General features: G+C 54.1%; 10 protein-coding genes. 3 read left to right on the forward strand and 7 right to left on the reverse strand.

All coding sequences use genetic code 11. The annotated features are described in order from the left end of the window. Positions 1–80 precede the first annotated feature (80 nt). The 5 genes from CHH67_RS12375 to CHH67_RS27055 all read right to left on the reverse strand — a co-directional run bounded on the left by CHH67_RS12375 (position 81) and on the right by CHH67_RS27055 (position 6,715). Positions 81–1,076: an ABC transporter permease gene (locus CHH67_RS12375; RefSeq protein WP_095265489.1), complete on the reverse strand. Its 996-nt coding sequence runs from the start codon at positions 1,074–1,076 to the stop codon at positions 81–83. Next, entirely contained in the window at positions 1,073–2,563 is a 1,491-nt protein-coding gene (locus CHH67_RS12380) for a sugar ABC transporter ATP-binding protein (RefSeq protein WP_095265583.1), read from the reverse strand. The genes CHH67_RS12375 and CHH67_RS12380 overlap by 4 nt, the downstream gene beginning before the upstream one ends. A gap of 150 nt (positions 2,564–2,713) precedes the next feature. After that, complete coding sequence (locus tag CHH67_RS12385) at positions 2,714–3,829, reverse strand: sugar ABC transporter substrate-binding protein (RefSeq protein WP_095265490.1); 1,116 nt, start codon at positions 3,827–3,829, stop codon at positions 2,714–2,716. Positions 3,830–4,118: 289 nt separating this feature from the next. Continuing rightward, positions 4,119–4,757: an SGNH/GDSL hydrolase family protein gene (locus CHH67_RS12390; RefSeq protein ID WP_095265491.1), complete on the reverse strand. Its 639-nt coding sequence runs from the start codon at positions 4,755–4,757 to the stop codon at positions 4,119–4,121. Between the two features lie 215 nt (positions 4,758–4,972). Next, on the reverse strand, positions 4,973–6,715 hold the full coding sequence (locus CHH67_RS27055) for an ABC transporter ATP-binding protein (RefSeq protein WP_095265493.1): 1,743 nt from the start codon (positions 6,713–6,715) through the stop codon (positions 4,973–4,975). 132 nt (positions 6,716–6,847) lie between these two features. On the opposite strand from CHH67_RS27055, the gene CHH67_RS12405 reads away from it, so the two are divergent. The 3 genes from CHH67_RS12405 (at position 6,848) to CHH67_RS12415 (ending at position 11,731) form a co-directional block, all read left to right on the forward strand. After that, positions 6,848–8,290, forward strand: a complete 1,443-nt coding sequence (locus tag CHH67_RS12405; protein ID WP_095265494.1) for an ABC transporter permease — start codon at positions 6,848–6,850, stop codon at positions 8,288–8,290. Positions 8,291–8,303: 13 nt separating this feature from the next. After that, positions 8,304–9,812 (forward strand): ABC transporter permease, encoded by a 1,509-nt coding sequence (locus CHH67_RS12410; protein WP_095265495.1) that lies wholly within the window; start codon positions 8,304–8,306, stop codon positions 9,810–9,812. Between the two features lie 92 nt (positions 9,813–9,904). Then, a complete protein-coding gene (locus CHH67_RS12415; RefSeq protein ID WP_095265496.1) occupies positions 9,905–11,731 on the forward strand; it encodes an ABC transporter substrate-binding protein in 1,827 nt (608 codons plus the stop codon). Positions 11,732–12,139: 408 nt separating this feature from the next. Here the strand turns inward: CHH67_RS12415 and CHH67_RS12420 are convergent, their stop codons facing one another. Further along, a complete protein-coding gene (locus tag CHH67_RS12420) occupies positions 12,140–14,707 on the reverse strand; it encodes a glycoside hydrolase family 2 protein (protein WP_095265497.1) in 2,568 nt (855 codons plus the stop codon). 241 nt (positions 14,708–14,948) lie between these two features. Next, the gene (locus CHH67_RS12425) at positions 14,949–15,986 is read right to left on the reverse strand and encodes a LacI family DNA-binding transcriptional regulator (RefSeq protein ID WP_095265498.1); all 1,038 of its coding nucleotides are present in this window, start codon (positions 15,984–15,986) and stop codon (positions 14,949–14,951) included. Between the last annotated feature and the right edge of the window lie 64 nt (positions 15,987–16,050).

The following is a 16,050-nucleotide window of genomic DNA, read 5'->3' on the forward strand; positions in this document are numbered from 1 at the left end:
GTATATCAAAAAAAAGGAGACAAGCCGGTCAGCCCCGGTCTGTCTCCTTCAGAATTGCAGCAAGCTGCGATTCGATTCATTCAGCTTCGTTTCTTATAATACGTTAGCGCCAGGGCAAGGGCCAGCACCGATCCCTTAACGATATCCATCGCATAGTACGGTACCGACAGCATGATAAGCCCGTTCTGCAAAATACCGATCAGCACGGCGCCAACAAACGTGCCAAGCGCATTCGGACGGCCTGCGCCAAAGACGGAGTAGCCGATGAAGGCCGCCGCCACCGCATCCATCAGATAAGGGCCGCCGGAGTTCACCTCGGCGGTCATGACACGTGCGCCAAGCATGATCCCGCCAATGGCGGCAAACAGCGCCGACACCAGGTACGCAACCAGCCGGTAGCGGCTGACCGGAATGCCGGACAACGCCGCTGCTTCGCGGTTGCCGCCGATCATGTACATATACCGGCCATGCTTCGTATAGGTCAGGAACAGATGCACCACGACCACAACCAGCACCATAATGATGATGATCCACGGCACCTGCCCAATCTTTCCGAACACCGCCGGGATTTTGCCGGTTGCAAAATCGCCGTTAGGCATGATCATATTTTGCGAGATGGTCGCTCCCCGGGTATAGGTCAATGCCACACCCTGGAAAATAAACATCGTCGCCAGCGTCATCAGCATATCGTCGATCTTGAAATTAATGACCAGAAACGCATTCACCAGACCGACAGCCAGACAGAACAGCAGCGTCAGCCCGATGCCGATGCCGATATTCTGCCCATGCCACACAAACATCGAGATGACCAGCGCATTCGCAAGCGAGGCGGTCGAACCGACCGACAGGTCAAAGCCTCCCACAGACAGGGAAACGGTCAAGCCGACGGCAATGATCGTGACAATCGAGATGGAGCGTAGAATGTTAATAATATTGCTTGGGTTCAGAAAGTTGTCGGCCATTATGCCAAAAACCGCAATGAGCACAACAACGGTAATGATCGTGCCGTACTTGTATAGAAAATCAAATGCGAAGCTCGCCGTCCGCTTTTCTTTTACAGGTCTTGCTGCATTCATGTCAATCCGCCTCCCGTGCAGTAAAGCAAAATCTCCTCTTCATCGGTGGAACTCGTCTCCAGCTCTTGGATGACGGCGCCGTCATACATGACATACACCCGGTCGGTAATGCCGATAATTTCGGACAGCTCGCTTGTCGCATACAGCACACATTTACCGCGCTCCGCCAGCTCGTGGACCAGCTTGAATATATCCCGCTTGGCTCCAACGTCCACCCCTTTTGTCGGCTCGTCAAAAATATACACATCCGCATCCGCAAGCAGCCATTTGCCAATCGCAACCTTCTGCTGGTTGCCCCCTGACAAGTTGCGTACCCGCGCCTTCTCGTTCGGCGTTTTGATGCCGAGACTGTCGATCATCTCTTGAGCCGCCTGCTTCTCCTTGGAGGAGCTAAGCCAGCTCCCCCATGCCGTGAACCGGGACAGCACCGTAGCGGTCAGGTTCGCGGATACGGCTTCTTCCACGAACACGCCTTCGCGGCGGCGCTCCTCAGGCACAAGCGCGATGCCTTGCTGAACAGCGGCATGCGGGGAAGAGAGTCTTAGCTTGCGGCCGTTCAGCAGGATGTCGCCCGTTGCGGTTGCCGATGCGCCGAACAAGGCGCGGCACAGCTCCGTCTTGCCCGCGCCGACCAGCCCTGCGAGCCCGACGATTTCCCCCTTGCGGATCTGGAGATCAACATGATTCACTTTGCCCGGGTCAACGATGCCGCGAGCTTCAAACACCACCTCCCCGACAGATTTCTCCGTCTTGGGAAACTGCTGCTCCATCTTGGTGCCGAGCATATGCTCAACGACACTCCCCTGCTCAAGATTGACGATTTGATCGGTGATAATATGCTGTCCATCCCGCATAATCGTAATCTCATCACAGATTTCGTACAGCTCCGGCAGCCGATGGGAGATGAAAATCACGCTGACCCCCTCTTCCTTCAGCTTCCGCACAAGCATGAACAGCTGCTCGGTTTCACTGTGACTGAGCGGTGCCGTCGGCTCGTCCAGCACCAGAATGCGGCACTGCCTGGACACGGCCCGGGCAATAAGCACCATCTGCTTCTCTGCCAGCGTCAGCTCCTTGACCGCCTTCCGGCTCGGAATGCCGATGTTCATCCGCTCCATCACCGATTGCGCTTCCTTATGCAGTTCATTCCAGCGGACGAGCCATTTGCCCTTCATATCATGGACCATCCGGTCCAGCATAATGTTCTCGCCAACCGTCAGGCTCGGAATGAGCGCGGTGTCCACTTCCTGGTACACCACCTGTATCCCGTAATCCTTCGCTTCCTTGGGAGAGCGGATGTGGACCTCGCGGCCCTCCATCCATATCTCGCCTTCATAGTGGGTGTAAGCCCCGGCAAGAATTTTCATCAGGGTCGATTTCCCTGCACCGTTCGCGCCGATCAAGGCGTGTGCCGTCCCTGCCGCAGTCTGAAAATCAACATTCGATAACGCTTTGACACCCGGAAAAGATATCGAGATGTTCTTCATCTGCAGCAGCGGGGTAGAGGCTGGTGTCGCTACAGCGGTTTCAGTTGTCGTCGTTTCCGTGGAGTTCATCTCAGCGAACCTCATCCCTTCCAATAGGATAGAGCGCCCCTGTCTTCACACGAAGACAAGAGCGCCTTAAAGACTTGCTGCTTATTTACCGTTAGCTTCCTTCAAAGCCTTCATCCAATCCTCTTCAAAATCGGTGCTTTCTCCCCAACCCGGAATTACATTCGCCAGGTTCACCATATTTACTTCTTCCCCTGCCTGCTCCAGGGTCGCACGGTCAATCAAGGTTGGCTGCAGGTTATACGTGTCCGGCGTATCCTCGCCTGCAATCTTCTTCGCCAGGAGGCGGACATTGATCGCGCCGATCATCTTCGGATCAACCGCCGCTGTGGCCACCCAAGGGCTGTCCGCATTCTGCATGATCTCCAGATCCGCATTCGACACGTCGATGCCATAGATCTTGATTTCATTGCGTCCCGCTTCGGTAATCGCTCTGGCCGCACCGATCGCGAAGGCATCCCAAGTTGCGAAGATTGCGTCGATCTCCCCTGCCGGATACTTGGTCAGCAGCGCCGACACTGCATTCTGCGTATCGACCGAGGTCTGGTTGCTGGCTACGCCAAAGCGCTCAAGCTCCTTGATTCCCGGATTGTTGCTCAGCACTTCCTGATATACCTGGTTCCGCCGAACCATTGGCGGAAATCCGTCGACCCATAAGTAGACGATATTGGCATCCGGCCCCTGTTCCTCGACCAGTCGATCCAGCGCCAGCTGAGCCAGCTGCTCATCGTCCTGGGATGTTTGCGTGACACCTTCAACCTCTCCGACCTCAGGTACGGAGTCGAAGGTGACAACCGGGATGCCTTTCTCCCGAATTTTCCGAATATCCTCTACGGTCGCAGGATCATCCCCGTGAGATATAATGAAGCCATCGTACCCGCTGTCGATCGCCTGGGCGATTGCATCATGAAATTTCGCGGAATCTCCGTCAGCGGAGAACGTATCTACTTTAAAACCCAGCGCCTCGCCTTCCTGCTTGGCTCCCGCCAGGAATTGCGCCGTATGATCATCGCCGCCGATTTTCCGAACGACCATCAGCTTGATTTCATCCTTCTCTGCAATGCCGGCAGGCAGATTCTCTACCTTTGCCGCTGCGCTGCCCGAGCTCTGCGTGCCGCCGCTTTGTCCGCATCCGGTCAATACCATCACCAATGCCAGCGCCAGCAACGTCAGTTTTTGTGCTGTTATACCGACTCTCATGTCCTCTTTCCCCCTGTAGCCATTTAAAGTGTTAATACCAGTAATCCTATAGGATTTTCAATATGCCGTCAATAGATTTCCGCTATTCCTGCTAGATTTATTTAAAATATGAGCGATATAGTTTACCTTCCTCAGTTGACCCTGCAATCTGCAACAAAAAAAGAGCCACCCCCCGAAGGTAGCAGCTCTATCACGAACACGGATTACAATCACGATCACGCGTTTACGCGATCATGGATGCCTAACATCAATGCTAACATGGAACATGAATGCCTAAATTATCCATCCTTTACAACTCGATTCGGACACCCAGTGTCTCCAGCCACGCTTTGGCGATCAGGCCATGCCCCGCCGGGGAAGGATGAACACCGTCCGGAGCCCAGAACGCCGCCTCGCGGCGGGCTGAGGCTGCGGCGAATAATCCGTCCAGCGGCACCAGCAGCGCCCCGTACTCCACCGCCAGCTCCCGCACCGCATGAATCTTCGGGTCCAGATCCTCTCTCCAGGCTCTGCGATCCTCCGGATGCGGCAGAACGAATGGCTCGACGAGAACCAGATTGGCATCCAGCCCGGCCTTCGTCCGCTCGATCAGTTGACGGTAGCCGGCCTTGAAATCTTCCGTGCTCGTCGGATCACCGCTGTCATACCTGCGCCAGCAATCATTGATGCCAATATAGATCGACACCCAGTTCGGCTTCAGATCAAGGCAGTCCTCCTGCCAGCGTTCATTCAGATCCACAACCCGATTCCCGCTGATGCCCCGGTTCAGAAATTTCACGCCAAGCTCCGGGAATTTCATCCCGAACAGGCTGTCCACTAATAACGGATAGCCGTTCCCGAGATCTGACGGGTTGCTCCGGTCTCGCCCACAATCCGTAATGCTGTCCCCTTGAAACAGGACGATATCTCCTTGCTGTAATCGGCTCATTTGGCACAATTCCTCCTTCTGTTTCCCTGCTGCTGGTTGTACAGCGAAATATGCGCCTTCCGCACGGCTGTGCTATGGAAGCGCTTGTACAGTAAAGGTATTAGCCATGAAGGTGTAAAATCCTTCTTTATTATGAACGATCGCAGGGCATCCATCCCTATCTCATCATCTCGGCCTATCCCATCATCTCGGCATTCCTTCATCGCAGCAGCGCATCATGCACCGGAAGGCATGGCCACCCAGTGCCCTTTGGACACCTCCACCAGCTCGGAATGCTCCAGTTGATACTTGTCTTCTCCCGTACGCTCTTCGAGAAGCACGCGCTTCCTCCGCGATTCCACTTTCGGGTCCGGGATTGGGATCGCCTCCAGCAAAGATTTCGTATACGCATGCATCGGATTGGAGTACAGCTCTTCGCTTTCCGCAAGCTCGACAATTTTCCCCATGTACATAACGGCCACGCGATCGCTGATGTGCTTCACCATCGACAGATCATGCGCAATGAACAGATAGGTGAGACCCAGCCGCTGCTGCAGCTCCTCGAGCAGCTTCACGATCTGCGACTGGATCGATACATCCAAGGCGGAGAGCGGCTCGTCGCAGACGATGAATTTCGGCTCTACGGCAAGCGCTCGGGCGATACCGATCCGCTGACGCTGACCGCCAGAGAACTCATGCGGATACCGGGACGCATAGGCCGGGTCCAGGCCGACCATATCGAGCAGCTCCTCTACCCGACGTCTCCGCTCCTGCTTGCTGCCGGTCAGTTTGTGAACATCCAGCGCCTCACCGATGATGTCAACCACCTTCAGCCGAGGATTCAGCGAAGCATACGGGTCCTGAAAGATCATCTGCATATGCCGCCGCATCGCTTTCATCTCGGAGGGGGACAAGCGGTTGACCGAGATGCCCTGATACAGCACCTCGCCGCCGGTCGGCTGATGAAGCCGCAGAATCGCCCGGCCTGTCGTCGATTTGCCGCTGCCGGACTCACCGACAACCCCGAGCGTTTCACCGGCCTTAATATGGAAGCTAATATCGTTAACCGCCTTTAAAACCTTGCCCTTGCCCATATCAAAATGCTGCTTCAGCGACTTCACCTCCAGCAGCGGCCCCTTGTAATCCGTGCCTGGGATGATCAGGGGCGCCGGCTTCGGCTTCTTCTTCTCATGCAGGCGCGGAAGCGCGTTTAACAGCTTCATCGTGTACGGATGCTGCGGATTCTCGAATATCTCCTCCGTCGTCCCCGTCTCCACAATTTCGCCTTCCTTCATAACGACCACCCTGTCGCACATGCCAGCCACAACACCGAGATCATGCGTGATCAATATGATGGAGGAACCGAAGCGCTCCTGCATATCTTTCATCAGGTTCAGAATTTGGGCCTGGATCGTCACATCCAGCGCCGTCGTAGGCTCATCTGCGATGAGCAGGGCCGGGCGGCAGGCAAGCGCAATCGCGATCATCACCCGCTGGCGCATTCCGCCGGAGAACTCGTGCGGATATTGATTGTAACGAGTCTCGCTGTCCGGAATTCCGACCAGCTTCAGCATGTCCAGCGCCTGCTTCTTCGCCTCCGGCTTGGACAGCTGCTGGTGCTTCACCAAACCTTCGGCGATCTGCTCCCCAATTCGGATTGTCGGGTTGAGCGAGGTCATCGGATCTTGAAATATCATGCCGATATCCCGGCCCCGAATGCTCTCCATCTCCTTCTCCGATTTGTCAGCCAGATTCTGTCCCAGAAAGCGAATCTCGCCGCCTTTCATATAGGAAGGAGGGGATGGCAGAAGGCGCATGATCGAGCGGGCGGTGACACTCTTGCCGCTGCCGGATTCCCCTACGATGCCGAGCGTCTCCCCTTTTCTAACCTCAAAGCTGACATCCTTGACCGCATGAAACTCCGAGTCACGCGAACGAAAAGCGACGCTCAAGTTGTTAACCTGCAATATCGTTTCCAATTCTCTCACCTGCCACTGTACGTTTATATCAACTATTGTTAAACTCAAATCTATTGACTTTCAAAATAGGCTCCCATAAAATATACTATATCAATCGGAATAATGCAATTTATGTCGAGGAGGAAGTTCATTATGAAGGGGGCAGAAGCGGCAGCGCAGAACCGGCTTGTCTCTACCATCAGCAATACGTATCGCAAGATTCTTCTGAATCCTTCTTATAAATACTTGTTGTTGCTGCTTGGAGCACCCGTAAATCTCGTTGTGTTCCTGATCTATTGGATCTGGCGAAGGAAAGATCCCTCTACACAGGCGGAAGAGCGAATTCATAGCCAGCTTGTGGAATCCGGGGCTCTGATCAAGCTTCGTGCAGACATCTATGAGCAAGAGAAGCGTAAGGCCGCCTTTTTCAAACGAACGGCGGATGAGCGGCAGCTTCAGCGCCAGGCCGAGCGCATCGCAGACGTCCAATTGCGAGAGCTCGTCAAGGAGCAAGCCGCCAAGGAATTGAAGCTGAGCGGACAGCAGCGTCTGAGCATGGCCGATACATTCGAACGGCTTTTGCAGCACCCGTTATTTTTGGCCGCATCATTCATTCCCGGCCTGCTCATGTACATTCTTATATTTCTATATAGCAATCCTTATATGAAATATATTTTCGAAAGGCTTGTGATGACGGTTTTCGTTATTTTCGGCGTAGCCTTTCTCGTCTTCACCATTCTGTACCTGTCACCCTTTAATCCGGCGGCCAACATTCTGGGCCAGACGGCAACAGCCGATCAGATTGCCGCCTTTAACCGGATCCACGGGCTCGATCAGAGCTACTGGGTGCAGCTGTGGAACAACATCAAGGGGATTGCCTTCTTCGATCTCGGAAGATCGTTCTCCGGCAACGAGGATATTACAGCAAGCATCGCAAGGAAGTTTCCGATCACGTTGACGCTGGCGCTCATCTCGTTGATTGTAGCGGTGGCGATTGCGTTGCCGATCGGGATTATTTCCGCCACGAGACCGAATTCGTTCTTTGACTATACGTTCATGTTTGTTGCCTTGATCGGACTGTCGATTCCGAACTTCTGGCAAGGCCTGATCCTGATTCTGAACTTCTCGATCAAACTGAACTGGCTGCCTGCAACCTTCAATCCGGCCAACTGGCTGTCGATGATCATGCCGGTGATCGTGCTGGGGACAAGCCTTACCGCTTCGGTCGCCAGAATGACGCGGTCCTCCACGCTGGAGGTCATTAACGAGGATTATATGCTGACAGCCAAGGCCAAAGGGCTCGGCAAGCAGACCATTCTGATGAAGCACGCGGTCCGCAATGCCCTGATTCCGATCATTACCGTCATCGGTCTACTGTTCGGGGGGATGCTGGGCGGTGCAGCCGTCACGGAGAAGGTATTCAATATTAGCGGGATCGGCAGCTATATCGTGGACAAGCAATTCATCCCCGATATTCCGGCGATTATGGGCGGCGTAGTATATACAGCCATCACCATCTCGCTGATCAACGTGATCATTGATATTTTATATGCATTCTTTGATCCGAGAATCAGATCCAAGATGAAACAATACTAAAGCAGGTGTACTCATGATCAATAAGCTTAATTCCAAGCGACATACCAATCACCAGCTGAAATCGTCCCCCGAGTACAGCCAGGCGAGCTTCACATTTGTCTTGTCTTTGGCGATCACGGTCATCCTTCTGCTAAATAGCTTTCATTATGCGGATGGAACGGTACGCTCCTGGGTCTTCCTCGCCTTTGCAGCTTATGCGGTGTTCACCATTATTCAGCTGATCATCGCCATTCTGATCCGGCGGGACCTGCTTCAAGCGGGTGATATCCGGCGCTCTACCAGACTGCTGGGCTATGTGCAGCTGCTGAGCATTCTTTCCGGCAATCTGTTCACCACCGTATTCGGGTGCAACCTGGTCAAGAAGCGGAAGCCGCCCGAGTACACCATCGCGGTCTACATGCTGCTGACCCAGCTGTGTGTCATGGCGATATCGGCCTTGAATTTATTCAAGCCATATGTGTCCAACACCTTTCTGCCGGCGATGTTCGGGTTATTGATCATCACGGTCTTTCATTTCGCATCACTGCTGCTGGTCGCCAAATACGTGGACGGACACTACGCCCATCCCAAGCTGGTGTGGATCGCGCTGCCGCTCGCGCTGTCAGCGGTATCCGGCAATCTGTTCGCCCTGGTGCTCGGCATTAATCTGCTGGCCAAAATCCGCCGCAATGGCAACCCCGCGCTCACGCGCTGGGGAGACGTATGGGTGAAGCTGACAGGCAATTCAACCGCGATGCTCGGCCTGTTCTTTGTTGTCTTTCTGTTCTGCCTGTCGGTGTGCAGCCTGCTCACCTTCGAGTACAGCTTCGCGATTGATAACAACTACAGCGCAATTCTGCTGCCGCCGAGTCTGGAATATCCGCTCGGGACGGATAACTTCGGCCGCGATCTGTTCTCCAGAATTGTGTACGGCGCAAGAATATCCCTGATTGTCGGCTTCGCCTCCACGCTCGTCCCGGTTGTGATCGGGGGCATCCTCGGTGCGATTTCCGGATACTACGGACGTCACACCGACAACATCATTATGCGGATGCTCGACGTGCTGTACGCGATCCCGGGAATTCTGCTTGCGGTGGCGATCATCGCCGCGTTTGGGGCCAATACCGTCAACCTGATTATTGCCCTCAGCGTGGGGGCCATTCCTACCTATGCAAGGACGATGCGAGCCAATGTGCTGCTCGTGTCCACCTATGAATACGTCGATGCGGCACGGGCATTCGGCTCAAGCAATCTGTCGATTATTTTCAAGCATATCGTGCCGAATTCGCTGGCCCCGATGATCGTGAAATCCACGCTTACGATTGGTTCAGCCGTCATTGCAACGAGCAGCTTGAGTTATCTGGGGCTTGGCGTCGAGCCGCATATCCCGGAATGGGGCAATATTCTCAAGATCGGCAGCACTTATCTGGAAACTCATTCTTATCTGGCCATTTATCCGGGTCTTGCCATCATTTTGCTTGTCCTCTCCTTTAACTTTCTGGGAGACGGGCTGCGGGACGCGCTCGATCCGAAACTGGATTAAACTTCAACGCCGTTCACTCAGGATTTTGCAAAATACGATTCCGGCATTGCAAAAGCCTTATTTTATATAACATTACCCAGGAGGTCATCATCATGAAAAAGAACAACCTGCTGCTGCTCATGCTTACGCTTGTCATCGTGCTTGCGGGCTGCAGCGTTACGACCAAAGAAGATGCACAGCAACAAAACCAGCAAGACCCTGCAGCGGAAACACCGGCCGATAACACGGCAGTCGATATTGAACTGCTCGGCATGAGCGCAAACGAATCCGATCTTAACATCATCCGCGACCAGCTCAGCAAGAACGGCTTCAACGTGAAGCTCAACCTGCAGCCGGACTACGGCAGCTACAAAGCTCAGCAGGATGCCGGCAACTTCGACATCGCCCTGTCCAGCTGGACCACCGTCACCGGGAACCCTGACTATGCGGTTCGTTCCCTGTTCAAGACCGGCGGCGACTACAGCATTATGTCGGATGAAGAGGTGGACCGTCTGATCGATGAGGCAGCCACCCAGACGCCTGAAGAAGCGGTTGAGACATATCGTCAGCTTGAGCAGCGTCTCGTGACAGACAAAGCGTACATTGCACCACTGTACATTTCTTTGAAGAGCCAGGCTTTCAACAAAGAGGTGCTGGACCCAAGCTCCGTACGCCTCTCGAAGTCCCGTTCCCTGCCATGGGAAGAAGTCGATTTCAATGATACATCCAAGCGCGCTACCGAGCCGCTCATTTTGTCCCAAGCCAACTCCGAGCTGACCTCGCTCGACCCGATCAAGGGCAACGACGGCTCGATCAACATCATCAACACCAACATGAACGTGCGTCTGATCAACCTGACGGATGATGACAAAATCACTTCCGAAGGCTCCCTGTCCTACAATCATGCCATAGGCGAGGGAAATTATGATTATTACTTCATTCTGCGCGATGATATTAACTTCGCCAGAATCAACAACAAACAAGCCGAGGATTCCGGCGAGCGCGTTGGTGCCGATGACGTCATCTTCTCGATGAACAGAGCGAAAGACAAAGACTCGGTGCCGGACCACCGTACGTATACCCTTCACGAGCATATCAATACTGTAGAAGCGGTAACCGATCTGAGCGAGCTGGAAAATACGAAAGTATCCGGGTCCAGTGAAAGCATCAAGGATGCGCTGGAAAAAGGATTGTCCACCAAAATCTCTGCTCTGGTCAGCGACAAAAATCAGGCCAACAGCAGCGAAGGAAAATACCAGGTCATCAAGCTGACAACGACCGAGCCGTTCCCGCAAGTGCTGAACTATCTTGCCCACCAATCGGCAGGCATCGTGTCCAAGCAGCAGGTTGAAAAAATCAACACGTATGACATCAACAACTTTGATATCAACAAAGACATTCCATACGGGGATCAAAGATCCGTAACCGAAGGGGATGGCTACAACAATACGCTTTATGCCAGCGGCCCGTATATTCTGTCTTACAAAAATGATTACGAAGCCGTCTTCTACAAAAATCCGGGCTACATGAGCGGCACCGAGCATGAGCCAAGAATCGAGCAAATCAACGTCCGCTTCATCAAGGACGCCGAAAGCACACTGTCTGCGCTTCGCAGCGGCGAGATTCATCTGTATTACGGCGTGCCGGAGACCCGCTATGATGTGGTTCAAAGCGACAGCAAGCTGGAGCTGACAACGATCGAGAGCAATGCGGTATCGTACCTCCTGTTCAATACGAAGAACCGGGATGTTGCTAATAGCGATGATTTGAGAAAAGCGGTGCTCTACTCCATCAATCAGGATGAGATTTTGGCCTATTACAGCAACAACAAGATCAAAGCCTACTCTACCGTAAGCCCGATCGTCAAAACCGGCAACGAGCTCGTAGCGGATCCGGCGAAGGTTCAGGAATTCCTGAACGCTTACAAAGCGAGCAAATAATAACGCAGCTTTAGCGATAAGCGGATTCGCGCTCTTGCTCGTTGTGCCTCCCTATCCCCTATCTATAGCCTTTGCATGAGTATCCCTTTTGATCAGGAGGCGGATGATGGGGGCTAAGGAAGGGTTGAATAAGGACAGTTCGAGGCTGAAAACAGAGGCCGAAAAAGTTAGTCGGCTCTAAATATGCTTCTACGCTGCCTGATCAAACGGGATAATGGTGCAAAGCCCACGGATAGCACCATGCGGGTCGGGGCGCTGCCTTTGGCCCACCTGTCCGATAATGAGAAGTGGCGATACAAGGATCATCTCCTTGCATCGCCACTTTTTTATTTATCCCAAGCAATCGCAGAGCCCGCCTACATCAGCTCGAGCCGAGATAGGGAATACTGCACGTCGTTTCGGCCGGCTCTACTGCGCCGTCACCACCGCTGCCGGATCAATGCAGTCAACCATCGACCGCACCTTCACTGAACCCGGGCTTCCCGGCACGAAAGGCTGATCCTCGTCGCTGCGGCGGTAGAAGGCAACCGTCACTGGGATCCCTGGAATGAGATCAAAGTAGTTGTCGCTGTAGATCCCCTCCTCTTCCTGCGACAGCCACACATGACGCGCCAGCACATCGCTCTCCAGCACGAATGCCGTGCCGCCGTTGTCCTCCTCGATCTCGCGAACGCGAATCGTCGGACGGCTGAGTCGGAGCGCCTTGTCATTCACGAAGAAATACGTCTTGCTGTCCACTTCACTTCCGTCCTCCGTCTGCAGCCGTGCAAGCAGCACCACCTGTGCCGGATCATGACCGCCAAGCAGCTCGCTCTCCGTCTTCCGGTACACAACCAGCGCCGCCTGCTCATCCGCACGAACCGGCTGTTCGAAGGCATTCAGCTCGTTCCCCGCATAATCAAGCAGCTGAATGTGCAGTGTGCCTGCGATCTTCTCGGATACATCCGAGACGAGATGCACCAGCACTTCCTGATCCTTGCCTTCAATGGACAGGCTGATGTCCCGGAAGCTGCGCTTAGCCACGTATTGCAGCGCCTTCCATCTGCCGAGATAGTCCATGCCCGCCCAGGAAGCAACCGGCCAGCAATCGTTCATCTGCCAGTACAGCGTGCCCATGCAATACGGCTTGTTCCGGCGATGCGCCTCAATGGCCATCTTCATGGCTTCGGCCTGCTGAATCTGACTCATGTGCAGGAAGGACTCAAAATCCTTCGGCTCGTTATAATATTGCTCCATGTATGTTTTGATCAGGCGATTGCCCGCCCCATTCTTCTGGTGCGCCAGCATCACCTTCGATTCCAGCTCCATATCGCCTTCCTCCGCGTAAGTCCGCACCGTCTTCGGCTCGGGGAACGACTGGAAGCCATACTCGCTCATGAAGCGACCGACATAAACGTTATAATTGCTGAACGGCTCCTTGTTGTGCCATACGCCCCAATAATGAATGTCTCCACTTGTGGTGGACGGATTGGCATGCTGCGTTTTATCTCCGCTGAGCGATACCATCGGAGATGAAGGCCAATATTCGGCCCCTGGCGCATACGCAGAGACGGCTTCAGGCAGAATCCGGTGGAATACCGCCTCATAATCGCTCCAAATCTTCTCGCGCTGCTCCATCGTGTAATCCTTCTTCCAGCCCCATCCGGCATGCTCGTCATAATGCGCCCAGGCCGAGTCAATCTCATTGTTGCCGCACCAGAGCACGATGCTCGGGTGATTGCGAAGGCGTACAATATTCTCTTCTGCCTCCAGCCTTACGCTTTCGAGAAACGCTTCGTCACCCGGGTACATGCTGCATGCAAACATGAAATCTTGCCACACCATGATACCGTATTCATTACACAGCTCGTAAAAAATATCCTCCTCGTAAATGCCCCCGCCCCATACACGCAGCATATTCATGTTGGTTTCGGCTGCGGACGCGATTTCGTGCCGGTAACGCTCCGCCGTCACTTCCGTAATAAAGCTGTCGTTCGGGATATGGTTCGCTCCCTTGGCGAACACCGGCGTTCCATTCAGCTCAATGTAGAACGAAGTGCCCCGCTCATCCGGCTCCCGCACCAGACGGACGCTGCGCAGGCCGGTTCTCACCTTCTTCTCAGCCGCCACCTGCTGTTCCTTCACAAGCTCGGCATGAAAATCATACTGATGGGCCTCTCCCAGCCCCCGGCACCACCACAGCTTCGGCTCGGCAATGGCGATCTCCAGCTCCACCGTATGGGTTCCGGCAGCAAGCTCCACGTCCTGCTCCCACTGCCGACCGGCGGCCGTCAATCTCAGTTTGCCCTGCCATGCCTGCGTTGCCTCCACCGTTGCCATAGCGGTCACTCTGGCCGAAGCCGGGGATACCTCATCCTGACGGATGAACAGATCGGCGATGCGAACCTCGGACCATGCTTCAATACGCACTTCCCGCCAGATGCCGCTGGTCACAAACCGCGGCCCCCAGTCCCAGCCATAATGGTAAGGCGCTTTGCGCGCAAAAATGCTCACACGCTTGTCGCCCAGACCCCCAAGCTCAGACTGATCATTCGAGGCCGGCAGCGGGTAACCCAGCGCCGCAAGCTTCGGCAGATCCTCCTGGATTGGCGAACGAAAGCGGATCCGCATCACATTGTCCTCTGACTTCAGGAACCGCTTCACGTCGACACGCCAAGCGCGGAACATATTATCGGCAGACAGCACCTGCGTTCCGTTCACATATACCTCGGCATAGGTATCCAGACCGTCACATACAAGCTCGACTCTCTCCTGGGATTGAACCTCCGGCTCCAGTCGGAACGACGTCTCGTATTCCCAGTCCTTTTTGTCAATCCACTGCAGATCATGCTCATTCGTGCCATAGAACGGATCGGGAATTATTCCGTTATGCAGAAGATCCGTGTGAACACAGCCAGGCACCTTGGCGGGAAGCCATTCCGACTCGTCACTGGCCTTGAGTTTCCATGCATGTAACTTCAGAACGTTTAGGGTCATATTGATCTCCTTTTATCCTGTTTTTCCAAAAATATAGCACCCGCCATCCCGGTCGTCAACCATAAAATTATCACTAAACTAACAAACAACCTAACAAATAATTATCATTGTTTTCATTATGTTAGGTAAAGATGTATCGTTTTCTAGGAAATCAGATGATCCCCTTCTGGTAGCGTAAGAAAAATAACAAATAAAGAGGCCCCGATGCTTATCGCATCGGAGCCTCCAGCTGCGTGCCTAACTATTCATCTTCCCGGAAGGCCGGATACGGCTCGCGAACCAGGACATCGGCCTGGATGAGCAGCCGCTCATAATTGGAGCCTGGATTCACAATCCGCCACAGCAACTGATCGACAGCCCGCATGCCCAAGAGCTCCTTGTCCACGTTGACCGTTGCCAGGATGGCCGGATCATCATAGGTATTGTCGAATCCGGTGACCTGAACCTGCCCCGGAACGTCAATCCCCCTTGACTTCAGCACGTCGATGACAAACATCGCGGTGATGTCATTGTTGCACACGAACAGCTCCGGAAGCTCGTGCTCAGTCAGCGCCTTGGACAGCGTCTCCTGAAAATGAAGGCCGATATCCGGGCTGATCAGCTCCGGAATCTGCCCCATGCCGAGTTGATGGTCAGCCAGCACGGACATATAGCCCAGATAGCGCTCGTAGAAGCTCGGGGCATCCCCGATATTGCCGACATACTGAAACGATGTGAAGCCCCGGCTGACCAGCTTGGTCATCATATGCCGCATCGCGGACAGGTTATCTGTGAACACCGTATCCGACTGGAAAGCGGGATCCATGTGATCAATCATGACGACCGGAATGTTCAGCTTCTTGATATCGAGCAGATTCTGCGTCGTGACGGAACCGACCGTGACGATGCCGAGCAGCCCCTGCGGGTTCAGAAGCGAGAACATATGGTCATTGGAGGGCTCCGTAAGGGTCACAATATCGAGCCCTTTCTGATTCAACCGGGCAGAGATGCCGTCAAACACAGGCCCCCAGTACAGCGACTCCCGGTTCTGATGGCGCACATTCGGGAACAGCACCAGCACCGCCCCGCTCCATTTCCGATGGTCAGCCTCCTGCAGCTGTGACCGCTCCTTCGCCGGCAGCGGCTGATCCTTGAAGTAGCCAAGCTGACCGGCTGCCTTCAATATCATGTCCCGCGTCTCCTTGCTGACGCCAGGCTTGCCTGACAGCGCACGGGATACGGCGAATTTGGATACACCCGCAAACTCCGCAATTTCCTGTAGCGTTACTTTATTTTTCATTACTCGTCTACCTGCCTGAACGATATATTGGGAACGGAGTTTATGTAATGCCATTCCGTTAGCT

The organism is Paenibacillus campinasensis (assembly GCF_002272015.1).
GTDB lineage: Bacteria > Bacillota > Bacilli > Paenibacillales > Paenibacillaceae > Paenibacillus_AQ > Paenibacillus_AQ campinasensis.

Excerpts from the sequence above, each read along its gene's own strand:
- CHH67_RS12375 (WP_095265489.1), bottom strand. The coding sequence starts at position 1,076 with ATGAATGCAGCAAGACCTGTAAAAGAAAAGCGGACGGCGAGCTTCGCA.
- CHH67_RS12380 (WP_095265583.1), bottom strand. The coding sequence starts at position 2,563 with ATGAAGAACATCTCGATATCTTTTCCGGGTGTCAAAGCGTTATCGAAT.
- CHH67_RS12385 (WP_095265490.1), bottom strand. The coding sequence starts at position 3,829 with ATGAGAGTCGGTATAACAGCACAAAAACTGACGTTGCTGGCGCTGGCA.
- CHH67_RS12390 (WP_095265491.1), bottom strand. The coding sequence starts at position 4,757 with ATGAGCCGATTACAGCAAGGAGATATCGTCCTGTTTCAAGGGGACAGC.
- CHH67_RS12405 (WP_095265494.1), top strand. The coding sequence starts at position 6,848 with ATGAAGGGGGCAGAAGCGGCAGCGCAGAACCGGCTTGTCTCTACCATC.
- CHH67_RS12410 (WP_095265495.1), top strand. The coding sequence starts at position 8,304 with ATGATCAATAAGCTTAATTCCAAGCGACATACCAATCACCAGCTGAAA.
- CHH67_RS12415 (WP_095265496.1), top strand. The coding sequence starts at position 9,905 with ATGAAAAAGAACAACCTGCTGCTGCTCATGCTTACGCTTGTCATCGTG.
- CHH67_RS12420 (WP_095265497.1), bottom strand. The coding sequence starts at position 14,707 with ATGACCCTAAACGTTCTGAAGTTACATGCATGGAAACTCAAGGCCAGT.
- CHH67_RS12425 (WP_095265498.1), bottom strand. The coding sequence starts at position 15,986 with ATGAAAAATAAAGTAACGCTACAGGAAATTGCGGAGTTTGCGGGTGTA.